The sequence below is a fragment of the Botrimarina colliarenosi genome (assembly GCF_007859955.1).
Classification (GTDB): Bacteria; Planctomycetota; Planctomycetia; order Pirellulales; family Lacipirellulaceae; genus Botrimarina; species Botrimarina colliarenosi.
Map to the genome: position 1 here is coordinate 596857 of NZ_SJPR01000001.1, position 17912 is coordinate 614768.

The 17912-nt window shown below is 63.0% G+C and carries 12 protein-coding genes and 2 rRNA genes; 6 read left to right on the forward strand and 8 right to left on the reverse strand.

Annotated features, from left to right (window positions below; translation table 11 throughout):
- Positions 1 to 513: 513 nt before the first annotated feature.
- Together Pla108_RS02245 and rrf are read left to right on the forward strand one after the other, a co-directional pair.
- A 23S ribosomal RNA gene (locus Pla108_RS02245) occupies positions 514 to 3321 on the forward strand.
- Between the two features lie 148 nt (positions 3322 to 3469).
- Positions 3470 to 3578, forward strand: a 5S ribosomal RNA gene (gene rrf / locus Pla108_RS02250).
- Between the two features lie 193 nt (positions 3579 to 3771).
- On the opposite strand, the gene Pla108_RS20760 is transcribed toward rrf, so the two are convergent.
- The 3 genes from Pla108_RS20760 to Pla108_RS02260 form a co-directional block, all read right to left on the reverse strand.
- Complete coding sequence (locus tag Pla108_RS20760) at positions 3772 to 3936, reverse strand: hypothetical protein (protein ID WP_197526174.1); 165 nt, start codon at positions 3934 to 3936, stop codon at positions 3772 to 3774.
- Between the two features lie 489 nt (positions 3937 to 4425).
- Positions 4426 to 5382 (reverse strand): alpha-L-glutamate ligase-like protein, encoded by a 957-nt coding sequence (locus Pla108_RS02255; protein WP_197526175.1) that lies wholly within the window; start codon positions 5380 to 5382, stop codon positions 4426 to 4428.
- 64 nt (positions 5383 to 5446) lie between these two features.
- Positions 5447 to 7021: a 7TM domain-containing protein gene (locus tag Pla108_RS02260; protein WP_146442367.1), complete on the reverse strand. Its 1575-nt coding sequence runs from the start codon at positions 7019 to 7021 to the stop codon at positions 5447 to 5449.
- 270 nt (positions 7022 to 7291) lie between these two features.
- On the opposite strand from Pla108_RS02260, the gene Pla108_RS02265 reads away from it, so the two are divergent.
- Together Pla108_RS02265 and Pla108_RS02270 are read left to right on the forward strand one after the other, a co-directional pair.
- The gene (locus tag Pla108_RS02265) at positions 7292 to 7894 is read left to right on the forward strand and encodes an ATP-dependent zinc protease family protein (RefSeq protein WP_197526176.1); all 603 of its coding nucleotides are present in this window, start codon (positions 7292 to 7294) and stop codon (positions 7892 to 7894) included.
- 118 nt (positions 7895 to 8012) lie between these two features.
- Positions 8013 to 9779: a sodium:solute symporter gene (locus Pla108_RS02270; protein ID WP_231934254.1), complete on the forward strand. Its 1767-nt coding sequence runs from the start codon at positions 8013 to 8015 to the stop codon at positions 9777 to 9779.
- A gap of 252 nt (positions 9780 to 10031) precedes the next feature.
- Here Pla108_RS02270 and Pla108_RS02275 read toward each other — a convergent pair whose 3' ends face one another.
- From Pla108_RS02275 to Pla108_RS20765, 5 genes are all read right to left on the reverse strand, one after another.
- Complete coding sequence (locus Pla108_RS02275) at positions 10032 to 11402, reverse strand: alkaline phosphatase family protein (protein WP_146442374.1); 1371 nt, start codon at positions 11400 to 11402, stop codon at positions 10032 to 10034.
- Positions 11403 to 11552: 150 nt separating this feature from the next.
- On the reverse strand, positions 11553 to 12395 hold the full coding sequence (locus Pla108_RS02280) for a sugar phosphate isomerase/epimerase family protein (protein ID WP_146442377.1): 843 nt from the start codon (positions 12393 to 12395) through the stop codon (positions 11553 to 11555).
- Between the two features lie 92 nt (positions 12396 to 12487).
- Positions 12488 to 13402, reverse strand: a complete 915-nt coding sequence (locus Pla108_RS02285) for a UbiA family prenyltransferase (RefSeq protein WP_197526177.1) — start codon at positions 13400 to 13402, stop codon at positions 12488 to 12490.
- A 196-nt stretch (positions 13403 to 13598) separates the two neighbouring features.
- Positions 13599 to 14603, reverse strand: a complete 1005-nt coding sequence (locus tag Pla108_RS02290) for a sugar phosphate isomerase/epimerase family protein (protein WP_197526178.1) — start codon at positions 14601 to 14603, stop codon at positions 13599 to 13601.
- 12 nt (positions 14604 to 14615) lie between these two features.
- Positions 14616 to 15791: a class I SAM-dependent methyltransferase gene (locus Pla108_RS20765; protein ID WP_197526179.1), complete on the reverse strand. Its 1176-nt coding sequence runs from the start codon at positions 15789 to 15791 to the stop codon at positions 14616 to 14618.
- Positions 15792 to 15899: 108 nt separating this feature from the next.
- On the opposite strand from Pla108_RS20765, the gene Pla108_RS20770 reads away from it, so the two are divergent.
- Both Pla108_RS20770 and Pla108_RS02305 read left to right on the forward strand, forming a co-directional pair.
- Positions 15900 to 16919: a DUF6690 family protein gene (locus tag Pla108_RS20770; RefSeq protein ID WP_197526180.1), complete on the forward strand. Its 1020-nt coding sequence runs from the start codon at positions 15900 to 15902 to the stop codon at positions 16917 to 16919.
- Between the two features lie 24 nt (positions 16920 to 16943).
- Entirely contained in the window at positions 16944 to 17879 is a 936-nt protein-coding gene (locus Pla108_RS02305; RefSeq protein WP_146442387.1) for a GNAT family N-acetyltransferase, read from the forward strand.
- The last annotated feature ends 33 nt before the right edge of the window (positions 17880 to 17912 follow it).

Consider the following 17912-nt stretch of genomic DNA (forward strand, 5'->3'; position numbering starts at 1 on the left):
CCGTCGGCGGCCGTAGTTCGGGGGAAAGGCCAGGTGACTGGATGACCCCGAAAAAAACTCTCGAATGCCCTTTGACAGCATCGGGAGCCTCGGTTAAAGTTCTGAGCTCGCAGCAGACGGAGCGAACGAAGTAGTCAGTAGCAGGGCGGCTAGCGAGCCGCCAGATTTGGACTGGCTCCTTCGTGCGTCCCGTCGCTGTGCGACGGCGAGGCGTAGATCCCGGCAGGCTGTGGCCGGGCCAGCGTTTTCGCTGGCGATCTTTGACAATTTGGCTTGAGCAAGAGTGGCATCTTAATTGGGGCGACTCGGCCGTCGGTGCGTCTTTCGAGACGGTCCGGTGGGTGAGTTGTCCTTGTCGAGCACCTCGCTCTGTAAGCGACCTTGGGTGTCTAGCCCGGGGGAGCAAGCGGAGCAAAGAAGCGTTACTCGCTGTTGGTCTTCGCCGGCCAGCAGCAACGATAGCAACCATTCTTCGATAGTGATGAGCGTAAGCTTTGAGCGTTCGATTAATGTGGCCAAGCTATTAAGGGCGTATGGGGGATGTCTTGGCATCAGGTGGCGATAATGGGCGTGGAAGTCTGCGAAATGCTCGGGGGAGTTGACAAACTAACAGTGATCCCGAGATTCCCTAGCAAACGCGGTGAACTGAAACATCTAAGTAACCGCAGGAAAAGAAAGAAAAATCGATTTCCTCAGTAGCGGCGAGCGAACGGGAAATAGCCCAAACCGTCGAGGTTTCCTCGGCGGGGTTGTAGGGCCCTTCACATGAGAGTTACAAATCCGATTTGAAGCAGAAGTCCTTGGAAAGGGACGCCGCAGAGGGTGACAGCCCCGTAAGCGAATCTGGTCGGACTCTCGAGGGGTACCTGAGTAGGTCGGGTCACGTGAAACCCCGACTGAATCCACGGGGACCATCCCGTAAGGCTAAACACAACCTGATGACCGATAGTGAACTCAGTATGGCGACTGAAAGATGAGAAGAACCCCTGTTAGGGGAGGTATGTGAACCTGAAACCATACGCTTACAAGCGGTCGGAGCACTATTTTAATGTGTGACGGCGTGCCTTTTGTATAATGATCCGGCGAGTTACCGTTTGCGGCTTGGTTAAGGCCTTCCGGGCCGAAGCCTCAGGGAAACCGAGTCTTAATAGGGCGAAATTGTCGCGGGCGGTAGACGCGAAACCTGGTGAACTACCCATGAGCAGGTTGAAGCGCGGGTCATACCGCGTGGAGGACCGAACCCACTTGGGTTGAAAACCGAGGGGATGACTTGTGGGGAGGAGTGAAAGTCTAATCAAACCAGGAGATATCTCGTTCTCTCCGAAATGCCTTTAGGGGCAGCGTCGAGCCACTATTTACCGGGGGTAGAGAGACTGATTTGGTTTGGGGCCCTTCGCGGGGTACCCTGCTGAACCAAACTCCGAATACCGGTAAAACTATCTCGGCAGTGAGTCCGCGGGGGATAAGCTCCGCGGTCGAGAGGGAAACAACCCAGACTACCTGCTAAGGTCCCGAAGTCGTGCTAAGTCACTAAGGAAGTTGAATTGCCGTGACAACCAGGATGTTGGCTTAGAAGCAGCCATCATTTAAAAAGTGCGTAATAGCTTACTGGTCGAGCAGTTCTGCGCCAATAATGAACGGGAGTAAGCACGACACCGAAGCAGTAGATTTTATGGTAGGAGAGCGCCGCTGAGCAGATACGAGCCGTACCGGAAGGAGCGGTGTCGGGTTCAGCGGGTGATTATGCCGGAATGAGTAACGATAAGGCAGGTGAGAATCCTGCCCGCCGAAAGCCTAAGGTTTCCTGGGGTAGGTAATTCCGCCCAGGGTTAGCCGGTTCCTAAGTCGAGGCCGAAAGGCGTAGACGATGGACAGCAGGTTAATATTCCTGCGCCGGTTCTGTGGACCAATGAGGGGACGGCGCTACGATCGCGAGGGGACGGTTAGAAATGTCCCTGGCCGCAAGGCTAACCCCGTTTACGATGGGTATGTCGCGTGAAGAGCGTCCAAGAAAAGCCTCGGAGGGTTGAAGCAGACCGTCCGTACTAAAACTGACACAGGTAGGCGAGACGAGTAGTCTAAGGCGCTCGGGAGAACACTGGTTAAGGAACTCTGCAAAATGATCCCGTAAGTTCGCGATAAGGGATGCCGGCGCAAGCCGGCCACAGTAAATCGGTTCCTCCGACTGTTTATCAAAAACACAGGACTCTGCTAACACGCAAGTGGATGTATAGAGTCTGACGCCTGCCCGGTGCTGGTAGGTTAAGGTAAGAGGTTAGTTATATTTATATAGCGAAGCTTTTGACCGAAGCCCCAGTAAACGGCGGCCGTAACTATGACGGTCCTAAGGTAGCGAAGTTCCTTGTCGGGTAAGTTCCGACCTGCATGAAAGGCGTAACGAGAGGAATACTGTCTCAACCAGTGACCCGGTGAAATTGTAGTCGTGGTGAAGATGCCACGTTCCCGCAGCTAGACGGAAAGACCCCGTGAACCTTTACTGTAGGCTGATATTGGGCTCGTGTATTGACTGTGTAGGATAGGTGGGAGGCTTCGAACCTCGGGCGCCAGCTCGAGGGGAGCCGTTGGTGAAATACCACCCTTTTAATGCATAAGTTCTAACGCTGTTTCCCGTGAATCCGGGCAGCGGACAGTGTCAGTTGGGCAGTTTGACTGGGGCGGTCTCCTCCTAAAGAGTAACGGAGGAGCCCAATTGGTACCCTCAGCCTGGTTGGCAATCAGGCATCGAGCGTAAAGGTATAAGGGTGCTAAACTGCGAGACTTATAAGTCGAGCAGGTACGAAAGTAGGGCTTAGTGATCCGGTGGTCCCGCATGGAAGGGCCATCGCTCAACAGATAAAAGGTACTCCGGGGATAACAGGCTTATCGCTCCCGAGCGTCCATAGCGGCGGAGCGGTTTGGCACCTCGATGTCGGCTCATCACATCCTGGGGGTGGAGAAGCTCCCAAGGGTTTGGCTGTTCGCCAATGAAAGTGGTACGTGAGCTGGGTTCAGACCGTCGTGAGACAGGTCGGTCCCTATCTACTGTGGGCGCACGAAACTTGAGAGGGTTCTTCTTTAGTACGAGAGGATTTAGAAGGACGTCCCTCTGGTGTTCCTGTTGTCGCGCTAGCGGCACGGCAGGATAGCTAAGGACGGAAAGGATAAACGCTGAAGGCATCTAAGCGTGAAGCCCGCCTCAAGATTAGGTTTCGTAGGTTAAATACCGAAAGTCCCCTGGGAGACGACCAGGTTGATAGGCCGGGTGTGTAAGCACGGTAACGTGTTCAGCTGACCGGTACTAACGGACGAACGTTTGGCCACATTAATCAAACGCTTCAAGCGTGCTAGAGACAGTCACCGTGAGGTGATTGTCAGTCCCTCTTGCTCAAGTCATGTCATAGACAGACACAGTCATGTCGCTGAGAAATCAGCGGCGAGGCGTGTTAGGTTTCACCACCTAACACGGCTTTCTGGCGACCATATTCGAAAGGAAATACCTGTTCCCATTCCGAACACAGTAGTCAAGCTTTCGAAGCCGATGATAGTGCCTACCAGTGCGAAAGTAGGTATCGCCAGTTTTTTAAACCCTCCCGGGCTTCGGCCCGGGAGGGTTTTTTTATGGCCTTATCCTGCCGTTGGCATCGCCTCGCATTTTGGCCAATAGGGTCCAGCTGAGGCGTCGGTTGAAGACGCCGGTTGCCCTTTGCTCAATGGCTAACCAAGCTGGCCATACGTGATGAAGTCCCACGTGTCGTCACGACATGGGGGGTCTTACTTCGACAGGTGGCCGACGAAGCCAGCCGCTTCGAGCACCGGCTGGGTGAGCGGGTCGGTGAATTTCACCATGGCGATCTCGTCGAAGGGGATCACGAGAAAGCGACCGCCTAAGGAGTCGGGGCTGGTCCGCTCTAGAAGCAGAAATTGACCCCGAATCATGAACGCCTTGAAGGGCGACGCCTCATTCAGCTTGCTGATCAGGATCCCGCGTTGAGGAACTGAACTCGGCCAATCACAGAAGAGATCGTGCCAGTGGCTTTGGGCAACGGTCGTGGGCTCTGCGACGACTGTCGGTAGGGGAGGGGCCGGAACCGACGGACGCGTCTCGGGGGGAGCCGGTCGCTGTACGGAGGCCGCCTCGGCGCGGGCCAAGGCAGCGATGGCGGGACTAACGGCGGGGGCCGACTTCGCGGCACGTTCCTGGACTGACGGTGGATTCGTCGGTGTTGCCGAGGCGACGGCCGGAGGGCATGTCGGAACGGAGGAAGGCAAACTCATCGCGGAAACCTAAGGCGGCGCGGAGACGGGCTGGGCGCGAGCAGTTGCGACCCCAGAGAAGGGCTCGACCCCCACGGAAGGGTAGGTCACGTGGGGCGGCCGGGCGCTGCACTGCCGATCACAATCGTCCGCCAGCTCTTGAAGAGGCCGCTAGAGGCCCATATTCGCCACTTCATCGATGAGCCGCCACCGCGCGTCACCTTTCAGGAGGTGATCCGGGTTGGACCTGACCCGCTCGAGCCGCGGCCAAATGCCGACGCGGTTGGCCACTTGAATCGCCAACCCCGGACGCGCGTTGGCCTCAAGGACGACCGGTCCTTTCTGGGCGTCAATGACGAAGTCGACGCCGATGTAACCCATTTCGAGGGCGTCGGAGAGCTTCATGGCTGAATCGAGCAGGTGCCTCCAGTTCGGCAGTTCGATACCAGCGATCGGCTGATGGGTGTCAGGATGCTCATCGACGATCCGGTTGCTGCAGACGCCGCCGTAGGTTTGTCCACTCGAAAGGTCGATTGCAGCCGCGATTGCGCCCTGGTGCAGGTTGGCTCGGCCTCCCGAGGCGTGCGTCGGAAGCCGTAGCATCGCCATGACGGGGATCCCGCGGTACAGGATCACACGGACGTCGGGGGTGCCGCCGACCGAGACGCTGTCGAGGGCCGGATGAGTGACGATCCGCCGTTCGACGATCACCGTGTCCATCTTGCCGCCAAGCGAGTGCAAGCCGGAAATGATCGTCGAGAGGTGATATCGGACCTCATTCCACCGGAGCCCGCGTCCGCTTGGGCTGATGTAGATGTCACCGACATGCTCGGCGATGACCATGACGCCGCGCCCAGCGGCGCCACAGGCGGGTTTAATCACAAAGTCGGTGATTTCGCGGACGAGTTCCGGGAACCTGCCTACTTCGCCGTGCTTGTCGAAGACCCCGTAGGTTTCGGGGACCGGGATGTCGTTCGCCTCGCAGATCGACTTCGTAATGAGCTTGTTATCGACCCGGGGATAAAGCCGGCGGGGATTCGACTCGAGGATGTACGAGAGGTTGCGGCGGTTGATCCCAAGGATCCCGCTATCTTTCAATTCACTCGGCCAGGCGAACCAGCGCGGCATCTTGGTGACTCGAGGGGGGAAGGGCGTCGCGGACCTGAAATCGGCAAGGGGGATCCGGACAAGGTCAGTCCGTCTTGACGAGATCGCGGAAACGCCAGAGCTCGACCAAGCGATACCCGGCATAGCGACCGATCGCGATGAACAAGGCGACCGTGATCAGGTGGGTTTCGGGGTAGACCAGGATGATATGGCCGATCGTTTCCCAGCTGAGGACCATGTAGCAGACCGCGCCGACGCCGATGGTGCCGGCGACGAGCTGCATGGCGAAGCCGACGCCGTCCTCCTCGGTGGTCACATAGAACCTTTCGATGAGGACGGTGACGATCACCAACGGCAGCAGCACCGCGTTGGCGCTGGGGGTGAGATTGAGATAATCGAGGGCTGAAACACTGAAGACCACGCACAAAATGATCGTTGTCAGAATGATGCTAAGTCGCGGCACCATAAGCAGCTGCAGTCTTCCGACAAGGACTCGGCCCGCTAGGCCGGCGATGATCACAACGGCCAGGATGAGCAATCCCGACGTCCCGTCGGCGTAGACGAAGCTGACGGCGAACAGGGCCGGAGCAAAGGTCCCGAGCGTCGGGATGCCGACGATGTTGCGGAAAAACGCCGTGATCAGGGCTCCGAAGGGAAGTAGCAGCAGAAGAGCCAGCACCTCGTGCATTTCGACTGGCAGTCGCGTCAGGTCGAATACTTGCGAAGGGTGGTTCTCGGTGCGGTCGAGCACCGAGTCGGGTGGCCCGAGGCGGACAATCGAGTACTTCGACACGATTTCCTCTGCGATCGCACTCTTGGGGGTGCGGACAATCTCCTCGCCATCGCGGCGAGCCGCGACGAACTCGTTAGGCAGCCGCCGGGCGTGGCCGTAGACCGGATCGAAGGGGAGCCAGCGGGCGTCCCGAAAGACTTCGACCCAAGTGTGGGGCTGCAACTGCTCCTGCTGCCGGAGCTCAAAACCGGTCACCAAGCGGGCGGGGAACTTCGCGGCCCGGCAGAGAGTCACCATCAATCGGGCCCGCCCCAGCGGGGTCGCCGAGCCGTCACGGAGGGCGCCCAGGACGCTGTCGTTGGAATTGTCAGCGGCGTGCTTCAGGTCGCGGGAGCAGTGATCGAAAATCCACTGCAGCTTACCGCCGTCCGACGTCGTCTCCGATTCGGCTCGACGCAAAAGAGCGAGAACATCGGCGTTCCGCGTTGGGAAAATCGTCCGCTCTTCGCTCAGGTACTTCGCCTCGGTGTCGCCCGAGAGGTTCTGGAGGGGGGGCTCACCCCAACCGCCGCGGGGTCGCAAACGGGCGACAAACTCGGCCGTCACCCGGTAATTATCCTGCTGACTGGTGCTGACCACGAGCTCGCGCGTGCCGCTTGGTCGGAGTCGGACCATCCGCTCCGAGAGCATCGGATTGGTCGAGTTTTCGGTCTCAATTGCGACGTGATCGCTGTCGGAGGGGAGGGCGAGCCGCACCTCGGTCCGGTCGCCGGTCGCCTTGAACTGCACGTCGTAGGTAAGACGCCACAGGCTGTCTTCCAAGGCGGTGCGATCGGCAACCCTTCCTGAATGGCGGATCGCCAGCCCAACTCCGCCGATAAGGAGCAGGCCGAAGATAGCGAGTTGGCTCAGCGAGCGACTACTCACAATAAGTTTCAGTCAAAAGGGGGAAATCAAGGTGGGGCACGGCGTCGACGAGCGAAGCTTCCGCAATTGCGCGGCATGCGCCTGCGCAAGTGAACCTCTTTGGTGGGGTTCGCGTAGACTATAGCTCAGAAATAGTCCCCCTGAACTGCCGGCATCTTGCTATTCTTCCGGAGCACCCTCATTCTCCAAGCCCTCCCCACCCGCCAAGTCGCGCCGCCTACACCGATGTCAACGGATCGGAAACTCCCGGGAAACGCCCCGTGCGTCCTCTTGATCGTTGCCGCCTTGCTGCTGGCCGCCCCCCTGGGTTCGGTGGCGATAGGGGCTGACGACCCGATTTCAGAGAAGGTGGACGAATCGATTCCACCGGAAGAATCGGCGCCACTGGACTGTCCGGAAGGCGAAGAGAAGGCAGTCATCGGGGCGACCGCCGACTTCGTTGAGAAGTCGTCCGGCTTCCGCTACACGGCTCGCGTCGACACGGGGGCGACGACCTGCTCGATCCACGCCTCCAAGGTCCGGGTCGAGGACGCCGAGAAGTCGATGCTCAAGAACGTGGGCAAGAAGGTGTCGTTCGAACTTGAGTCGGACAACGGCAAGAAGAAGCGGGTCTCGACCACCATCGCCGACACGATCCGGGTCAAGACGTCCGACGCGAAGGAGCGTCGCTACAAAGTCTGGCTGACTCTCCTGCATGGCGGGGTCGAACGCCGGGTGCACGTGACGCTCAACGACCGCTCGCATATGGAGTTCCCGCTGCTGATCGGTCGGAATTTCTTGTGCGGAAAGTTTGTGGTCGATGTCGCCGAAGAGCACAGCGACGGGGCGATCGCGGCCAGCGCCGAGGCGAAGTCGGCCGGCGACGGGGGCTGAAAGACAGGCCCGGGTTTGACTTGCGAGTGGGGGCGGTGGCGGGTTAATCTCCTACCGCTAGCGTGGCGTACTGATGCGCCGCGTGTCTCTTCACAACGCAACGATCGGGTTTTCGGCCGTGCAACCACTCGACTGGGCCGTCATCGGCGGCTATTTCGCGGTTCTCGTTGGGCTCTCCTTCTGGGCGGTCCGTAAGAAGAACGACACTTCGGAAGACTACTTCCTCGCCGGGCATAGCCTCGGGTGGTTCGTCGTGGGGGCGTCGATCTTCGCCTCGAACATTGGCTCAGAGCACCTCGTCGGCCTCGCCGGCAGCGGGGCGACCGACGGAGTCGCCTTGGCGCACTACGAACTCCACGCCTGGTGCCTGCTGGTGCTAGGCTGGGTGCTGGTGCCGTTCTACACCCGCAGCCGGGTGTTCACGATGCCGGAGTTTCTTGAGAGGCGTTACTCCCCGGCCGCTCGCTACACGCTGAGTATTATCTCGCTCGTGGCGTACGTGGTGACGAAGATCGCGGTAGGCATCTACGCCGGTGGCACCGTCTTCGCGGCCGTTCTGCCCGAGGTGAGCCTCGGGCCACTCGACGCGTTCTGGTGTGGGTCGCTGTTGGTGCTGGCGATCACCGGGGCTTATACGATTTTCGGCGGCTTCCGCGCCGTGGCGTACACCGAGACGCTGCAGACGGTCATTCTCGTGCTGGGGTCGGCCCTCGTGACCTACTACGGGCTACAGGCGCTCGGCGGATGGGGAACGCTCCGAGACACGCTTGGTCCCGAGATGTTCAACCTCTGGAAGCCGATGGTTCCCGAGGGGCTGACCTTCGAGTGGGCCCCCGTCGAAGAGGTCAACGAGGCGGGCGATTTCACCCGTCGGGCCTGGTACTTCAACGACAACTACCCGTGGTTCGGGATGCTGTTCTGCGCGCCGATCATCGGCCTCTGGTACTGGTGTACCGACCAGTACATCGTGCAGCGTGCTCTGGGCGCCGAGAACGAGACCCAGGCCCGTCGCGGGACGATCTTCGCGGCGTTCCTCAAGCTGCTGCCGGTCTTCATTTTTATCATCCCCGGCATGATTTGTTTGGCGCTGGCCAAGGGGGGCGAGTTCGAACAGCTCTCGGGACTGATCGACGCCAACGGCGACGTGGTCCGCAGCGAGGCCCAGGCCGTGTTCCCGCTCATGGTGCAAACGGTGCTGCCGGTCGGCATCCGTGGCTTGGTGGTGGCCGGCCTCTTGTCCGCCCTGATGAGCTCGCTGGCGGGCGTCTTCAACGCCTCGAGCACGCTTGTGACGATCGACCTCTACAAGAAGCGGTTCCCCCTGGCGACCGAGGCGAGGCTCGTGCAGGTCGGCCGGTGGGCGACGATGGCGGCGGTCGCTGTTGGGCTCCTCTGGATCCCGGTCATCAAGAACGCCGACAAAGGACTGTACGACTTCTTGCAGAGCGTGCAGGGTTATCTGGCGCCGCCGATCTTTGTGGTGTTCTTCCTCGGCGTTTTCTGGAAGCGGGCCAACGCGGCCGGTTGCCTAGCGGCGCTGCTGATCGGCTTCGCGATTGGCCTCTTCCGGCTGGGCGTCGATACGGCGCCGAAGGTGGCTGGCCCCGACTTCGCTTACAGCGAGGGAAGCTTCCTCTGGATCTGCAGCAAGATCTACTTCCAGTACTTCAGCCTGCTAATCACCGCGATCAGCACGGTGATCTTGGTGGTGGTCAGCCTCGCCACACGAGCTCCCGACGCGACGCAGATCAGCGGCCTCACCTACGGCTCGCTGACCGCCGAACATAAAGCCGAGACCCGCGCCAGCTGGGGTACGACCGACGTGGTCACCTCGTGCGTGGTGATGGCGTTAATCATTGCCGCGTACGTTTACTTCAGCGGCTAACTTGCTGAGCTTGGGTAACCCCCCCGCTCCCTTCAAGGAGGGTTAGGGGGTTGCCCCGAGCTGTTCATGCGTAGCTCATTGCCACGGATTTGATCACGGCCGGTTACAGCCGCTCCGCTCCGGGGTGGCGAGCTGGCATTATTCACGGAGCGGCTGCGTCCGATTTTGTGAGCGGCATGGCGCTAGCCGCCGGTGAATTACCGAGAGGGCAACCGGCGGCTAGCGCCATGCCGCTCACAAAGCCGGCTCGCCCTACGCCCCAAACTGCCGGAGCACGATGTCGAACACATCGACATCGGCGGTTGGCTGCTCGATGAAGGTCGCTTTACGGCTCGACAGCAGCACCCCGCGTTGGGCGTCGGTGCGTGCTGGCGCGCCGTGGGATCCCTTCACTAGGGACGGGTCGAGCGGCACGCCGCCGCCGTCGTGCTGCTTCATCGCGGCCATGTCCCAGAACTGCTCGCACGGGTCGTAGCCCGGCTTGTTGTGGATGTCGACTTGCCGCGCGAACCGCGGCGCCAGGGCCTCGTCGTTCCACCAGTAGTACGCCTGCCAGCTGTCAGGCTCACTGATCAGGACGAGATCGCCCGACCGCTCGTGGCCGAGGCCTTGGCGGGACTGCTCGTCGGCGTCCCATATGTCGGCGACGCCAGCGAGCTTCCCGAGTACAGCGGCCGCCTGGGCGATCGTGGCGGCGTCGTGTTCACGGACGAAAACGTGGCCCACTTGATGGTCAACGAGGGTCCAAGCCCGGCTCGCCGCGAAGTCGATCCGCTCTCGGCCGTCGTCGTCGAGCCGCACGGTGAGCAGTCCCGCGTCGCGCAGCGCCCGATTGGGGAAACTGGCGAGCGTTACCTCGGTGATCGCATACTCCGACGCCACCAACCACAGCGGCTCTTCTCCCAGCAGCGGGGCGGCGCCGTTGACGAGGCGGCCGATCTCCTCGTCGAGTTCGCCGAGCGCCGCGATCGCTGGCGGCGAGTCGGGCCCGAACTTCTGGGCGGCGTAGTCGAGGTGTGGCAAGTAGAGGTAGGCGAAGTTCGGCCGCTCGGTCCTGAGTAGTTCGAGATACGACGAGACAATCCAGCGGCTGCTCTCGATACTCGCCAAGGGCCCCCAGAAGTGTTTTAGTGGGAAGTGGCCCAGGGCGTCTCGCAACTCGCCGTAGTGCATCTCTGGAACGGTATAGCACCAGAGCGACTCGCTACCGTCGGGGTTGTGGATCGGGGCAAACGTGCAAACGAAGTCGGCGCCGCAGCCCTTCGCCAGCAGGGGGAACCAGACCGCCGAGGTGAGCGACGCGTCGTGCTGCTTGAGCCGTTCCCAGATCCGCGGCCGCTCGACAACATCGTTCCAGGCGGTCCACATCTCGACGCCGTCGTACTTCGGCCCGCGGCCGGGCGTGAGGCCGTCGCGCCAGTAGAAACCGTTGGCGATCACGCCATGCTCGGCCGGCGGCGTACCGGTCGTCATGTTCATCTGCACGGGGCAGGTGACCGCCGGAACACTGGGGACCAGCGTCGCCCGATCCCCTGCCGAGGTCAGCCGCTGCAGACGCGGCATGTGGGTGAGGTCGCGCTCGCGGAGCCCGGGGATCGAGAGCAGGAAAACGTGATCAGACATGCGTATTATAGAATCTGAGAACTACAAAGGAACGATGGAACAAAGGAAGCGGGGAGGGTTCGTCCGATAGGCCGGGAGGGTTTGGTTGCCGACTCTTTCTATCGGTCTCCCAGACAATCCGCTTGCTTTGCTCCATCGTTCCTTTGTGTTTCATCTTAAGGAAGTAAGAAACTCATAGGCAGCGCGCGCCGCCTGCGGTGCGGCGTGGCTGTGGCGGCTGAGCTCGACGCAGGCCGGGCCGGAGTAGCCGATTCGTTGCAAGGCGTCGAGCACCGGTGTGAAATCGATTTCTCCCTCGCCGAACATCAGGTGCTCGTGGACGCCTGCGCGCATGTCCTCCAAGTGGACGTTCGCCAGGTCGGCGGCGTGACGCTCGATCGCCTCGACAATGGTGGTCTCGCCGTTGCAGTGGACGTGGCCGATGTCGATGGTAAGCCGCAGCGCTTCGACCGCGGCGCCGCTGGCGGTGAGGCGTTCTTTCAGTTCGCGGTAATCGGCGAGCGTCGCGACAAACATGCCCGGCTCGGGCTCGAGGGCGATCGGCATCGCGTTGCGGTGAGCGTAGTCGAGCACCGGCGTCAGCCCCTCGACGAGCCGCTGCCAAGCTTCGCTCGCCGGGGCGTTGTCATGCACCACGCCCGACCAGAGCGACACGCAAGTGGCCCCAAGCTCCCGGGCCAAGTCGATGGCTTGCTCGTAGAAAGCGACCCGCACCGCCCGGCGGTCGGCTTCGGCGGTGACGAGCGTTGGTTCGTGCTTGGTCCACGGGTCAAGGACGTAGCGGCCGCCTGTCTCGACGACCAGCGTCAGGCCGAGCTTCTTGGCGAGCCGCCGCAGCTTGCCGGCTTGGTCGCCCAGCCGCGCGTCGCGGGGGTTGAGGACGCCGTGGTCGATCGTGAGGGCGACGGCCCGAAAGCCAATCGAAGCAAGCACCTCCATCGCGTCCTCGGGCGCGTGGTGGGCGAAGCCGTTGGTGTTGTAGCCGAGAAGCAAGATAAGGGACGGGGGGCTAGGGACGGGGGACGAGGCGGGGCAGCGAGCCGGAGGGCGTCAGCCCCCGGAGTGAATCACCGAGCAAGTCCGCATCAGGTCTGCGGGATCCACCGCGCCAACAACATCGTAACGGGCAGCAGCGCCAGAATCGCCAGCCCCGCCATCGGCCCGGCATAGAACGTGGCAAGCGTGGCGTCGATCACGACGAGCCCCTGGATCGCGATCCCCACCCCGCGGCCGATTTTTTTAGGGGTGGGCTGGAGGACGCCGGCGACCATGCCGCGGGTGGCGATCAGGGCGACGACGGCCCACGTAAGATTCCACTTCTCTGTCCCGATAAACCGGGGGAGTGGCAAAATGTCGAACTGCGGAAGGCAGCCAAGGAAGAATACACCCATGAGGGTTACGAGCAGCGAAAAGACAAGCCCGCTTCGTTTCCCCCCAATGACTTCACGACGGGCATAGAGAGTCAATCCGCAGACATAGAAAAAAATTCCTACGCCTAGGGAATCAGCTTGGGGGATTCTTAGGTCAGCCGATACTGCCGCGACCCCTAGGCTTACGTTCAGAACACGGCATAGAGCCATCAGTATCGGCCCGAATACCGTCCGCTTGAATTGGCTATTGTATGCGACGATCGCTACGAGTAGCAGAAGCACTCGATCCACGGCCTCGTAGGAGGCATCGAAGCACCCCGCGGTTATTCCGAAAGCCATTCCGGTGAGCAGTAATGATTGCGCAACCCGCTTGGCGACTTGGTAGGAAATCAGCCCTGCGGCGATTGGGCGGCCGCGATTGTCGAGAGCATCTTGCTCGGCGTCTCGAACATCGTTTAAAGCCATGCCGCCGTGATAGAGGCAAAGCGAACAGACCGTCATCAACGCCAACGGCAATGTCGGTTCAAGGGAACCACTTGCCACCGCGTAGCCCATCCACACGTCCGCCATCGCGGTCGGACCGTTCGACAGCCGCAGCAGCTTGGCGTAGGCGGCGATTCTTTGGACCACGGATGACACGGATGGACGGATGGAAGTGACGATTGTGCGATGCTTGATTGTGGGAGGGGTCTCCCGACGCCGATTACGCGCACCACGCCGTTTCGGAATGGACACCGCAATCGGGGTCGGGAGACCCCTCCCACAATGTTATCCCCCCACAACCTTATCTCATCCCGCCGACACGCCGTCAGCATGGCGGTGTCACTCATTCCTCATCCGTAAAATCCGTGGTTCTCCGCTTCGCGTCGTGCACCAGCGGCGCTAGGTAGGCGAACGCCTCGGCGGCGGCCGCGTCGGGGGCGTCGCCGTAAGGATAGAGCTCGACCGTTAACCAGCCGTCGTAACCCGTTGCGGCAATCGCCTTGATCGTCGCCTTAAAATCGATGGCGCCGTGGCCCGGGATCAGATGCTTGTGGACGCGCGTCGCCGCGATGTCTTCCAGGTGGTAGTGCACGGTGTGCGGCGCCATCTTCGCCACCCAATCCTGCGGGTCCTCGCCAACACAGTAGGCGTGGCCGACATCGAAATTCAGCCCCACGCGCGGCGAGTCCAGCGAGTCAACGAACTCGAGGTACTGGTCGAACTTCTCGATCAAGAGCTCGGGCTCGGGCTCGATCAAGAGGCCGACGCCGATCGCCTCGGCCATCTCGACACAAGGCAACAATTCTTCGCGGAAGATCCGCAGGGCCTCGGTCCGGGATTGCCCCTCAAAGGCCGGGCCGCCCGGCTCGGTCGTGATATGCGGCGCGCCGAGGTCCTTCGCCAGCTGCAGCGAGCGCTTGGTGTGTTCACGGCGGATCGCCCGGTAGTGGACGTCGGGGTCGGTCCAGCTGGGGTGCCAGTAGGGCTGCCGGGGGTCGGCGACGGCGTTCATCATGAACGCGTTGATGTTCGAGATCGTCAGGCGGTTCTCTTCGAGCGATCGCCGGATCGCCTCCTTCTGCGGCTCGAGCAGCCCCGCGGGCCAGGCGTGCGGCACGTCGGCCAGCAGTTCGACGCCGGCGTAGCCGGCCGCCGCGATCCGGCGCAGCGCCTCGTCGATCGGGTGCGAGAGGTAGGCGTTGGCGCTGAAGGCGAGTTTCACAGGCGGGACCTTGCAGTTGGGTCGGAACCATCGATTGTCGCCCACCGACACCCCGTAGGGAACGCCCTCCGTGGCGTTCCTGGCGCCAACGAACAGGTCCGCCATCCAGGTGTTCCGGAACGCCACGGAGGGCGTTCCCTACGGGCGGTTGGCGGCGACGACGGTTGGCTTGCCGTGTTGGTCGGGGAAAACGAGTAGCGTCATGGCGGCGTCGCCGCGGGGTTTGAGCTCTCGCCGCAGTGACTCGGGCCGTACGTCGACGCCGCGGCATTTGATCTCCAGCGTCCCAACGCCCCGTTCCGCGAGCCAGCCCGCCAGCCGTTTGCGGCTCAGCGGCATGGCCTCGACGACGCGGAACGAGGCGACCAGCGGGTCGGCCGCTGGCGTGTCGCTAGTGAAGTAAGCCACCCGCGGCGTGACTTGCTGGAGTTGGTTCTGGTTAGCGAGCGACCCCTCCAGGTCGGCGGCGAGCACCGCCGGGTCGAAGTCGTGCAGCCAATCGCCGATCGAAGTCGCGATCTCGGCCCGTTCGTCAGCAGCACCGAGGAAGGTGGCGAGGGCGCCGTCGCCGCTGAGCTTGGTGGCGCGCCGTTTCCCCGGTTTGCGGGCGAGCGGCCCGGCCCACGCCACGAGCTGCCGACACTCGCCGCCGCGGCTGATCCACTCCAGCTCGCACTCGGCTTGCCAGTCGCCAGGCAATTGGGCCGCCGGGGCCAGCTTGATCGCGGCGGCCGGCGTGCGGCGGCGCCAGGCGGCGAGCGTCGCCAGCGAGGGCTCGTGGGCGTCGGGCTGCGTGGTGCGGCGGCCGGCAGGGCGGCGGTCGGGATCGGCGTGCCAAGCGTCGCACTCGGGCAGGTTCTCTGCGTCGAGCATCGTGGTCGTGACGGTCGCGTTGACGTCGTAGGCGGCGGCGTTGCGCTGAGCAAACGCGGTCATCGCGGCGTCGGCGTCGATGCCGATTCTGTCGGCGACGCCCTGGGCGGATCCAACCAGATCGCCGCCGACGCCGCAGCAGGCGTCAACCACCGTGGTAAAGCCGTCGAGTCGCCGCGCCTTGTAGCGGGCGATCCACTCGTCGGTCGCTTGTTCAAGACCCCTGCGGGTAAAGAACATTTCCGCGGCGTTGGCGAACTTGTTTGTCCCGCGCCTTCTTAGTTCCGCCAGTTCGACCACAGCGGCGGCGTGACGGGGGTCGCCGAGCTGCTTACGCAGGCTCGTTAGCAGCGCCGGCGTCACTTGAGCGGCGGCGATTTCAGCGAGCACCGCGGCCGCTTCGTCGCCGAGGAGCCAGGAGAGGGGCGGGGGGGGCGTCATGCGGGCGGGCCGGATAGGAGGGTCGGGCAAAGCTCGCCAGCTAGCGGCGTCATAGCGGCGGACGCATCGCCGTGCGGCAGACACGGGCCAATGTGTCGATCTTCTCCGATGCGGACCTGTGTTGTTCCAACCACCCGCGTTTTCAACAAGTGGCGGCTCAAGATGATCGGACGACCTCTCGCTCTGGCTGGCCTGCTCGGCGCCGCCGTGGGGGGGCCGTACGTCGTGTCGCAAGCGAACAACGGCGACTGGCAGAACCCCTGGGGCGCCCCGCAGGCGGCGCCGCCTGCGGCCGAGCAGCCGATTGCTCAGGGTAGCCCACCGGCTGGTTTCGCCACCCGGCCGCCGAACCTCCAGGGACCCATGGGGCCTGGATCGGAGATCTACGAGAGCCCCGCGTCGCTGGTTGGCCCCGTCGGCACGCCGCTCGAGCAGGCGATGGACTGGAGCGTCGACAAGAACTGGGTCTACCACAACTGGGCCCGCAAATCGACCGGCTTGGCCGACCCAACGCTGTTTGGCGTCCGCGTCCCCCTCGTGACAGGGAGCGGGATGACCGACGTCGCCGGCTCGCTGACCTACTACTTCGACGGCGCCGGCGTGCTGCAGAAAATGTCGCTCTACGGCCGGACGGCCGACACGTCGCGGCTGGTGCATCTGGCGACGACGCGGTTCGGGATGCAGGCCGCTGCCGGATCGCCGGGGGACCAGGTCTTCCAGGCAGTTGAGAGCAAAAAGCTCCGCGGCCACCTCCGGACGCGGCCCGAAGGGACCCTGTGGGCGACGTCGCCTCACAGCAGCTTCGCCATCGAGATGCAGGTGACGCGGCCCGGCAGCCCCTACGTGGTGACGCCGACGACGCCGCGGCTCGAAATCCCGTCGGCGGCGGCCCCTCCGCCACCGCGTCTGGCGGAGGCTCAGGGCCCGAACGAAGGCGCCTCGCCTGTCTTTCCGTCGCGGAGCGTCGTTCCTGACGGCCAGCCGGTGAACCCCCAGGCGGCCGGCGCCGAGACGATTGGCGGCCCGCCGACGCCGTCGTTGCCGAAAGTCGGCTCGCCCACCGCGGCGCCGCCGGCGGAGTTGAAGCCGCTGGACGGCTACCGCGACCGGTTCCGCTGGCCCGGGTGAGGGGTGAGCGGCTAACGTGACGGCATGCCGGACCCGTCCCCCGTTATTCGTGTCGCCGCCCCTCACGAGCAGCGTGCTGCGCTTGAGCTCGCGCTGAGACCTTTGCCGGCGGCGTCGCGGGGCCCGTTGCTCGATGCGGTCGGGGCGACAGCGGGACACCCGCTCGGACCGCTCGACGCGTTGCTCGTCGCCGTGGAGAGGGAACGCGTCGTCGCCGCGACCTGGGCCCAACCGTCCCCCGGCGCGGCCGCGGCGCTGTGGCCCCCCGAGTGGGTAGGCGCCCGTCCGCCGCACGCCTCTGCTGTCGAGCTGGCCCTCGTGAAGGGGGCGGCGGCGGCGTGCGATGCGGCCGGCATTGCGTTGACGCAGGCGTTGTTTGAGATCGCCGACGATCCGCGGATCGCCGCCCTGCAAGGGGCTCGGTTCCGAGAGATCGCGAAGTTGCGTTACCTAGGGCGCACAATCCGGGCGGCGGACTCACCCACGGCGCCGGACGCCGTGCTGACCTTTGAGCCGCTGACCCAGCGTGACCACAGCCGATTGAAGAGGCTCCTGAAGCGGACGTACATCGACAGTCTCGATTGCCCGGGGCTCGATGACTACCGCGACCTCGACGACGTGCTGGAAAGCTACCGCGCGACCGGCCGCTACGACGCCCTGGGCTGGCAGTTTGTTCAGCAAGGGGGCGACGACATCGGCGTGGTGATCGTGGCGGAGCACCCCGACGCCGACCAAGCGGAGCTGATCTACATGGGGCTCGTCCCGGAGGCGCGGGGCCAGGGACACGGCGCAAGGCTGATAAAGCGGGCGATTCGGCTGGCGGCCGATTACGGTTCGGATCAACTCATGGTCGCGGTCGACGAAGGGAACACGCCCGCGCGGCGCGCCTACGAACGGGCCGGATTTGCGTCCTGGGCGAAGCGTTCAGTCTACGTCCGGGCCCGGGACGTCGCGGGGTGAGCCGCGTCACCGGCGCGGCGAACGCGTTATGCA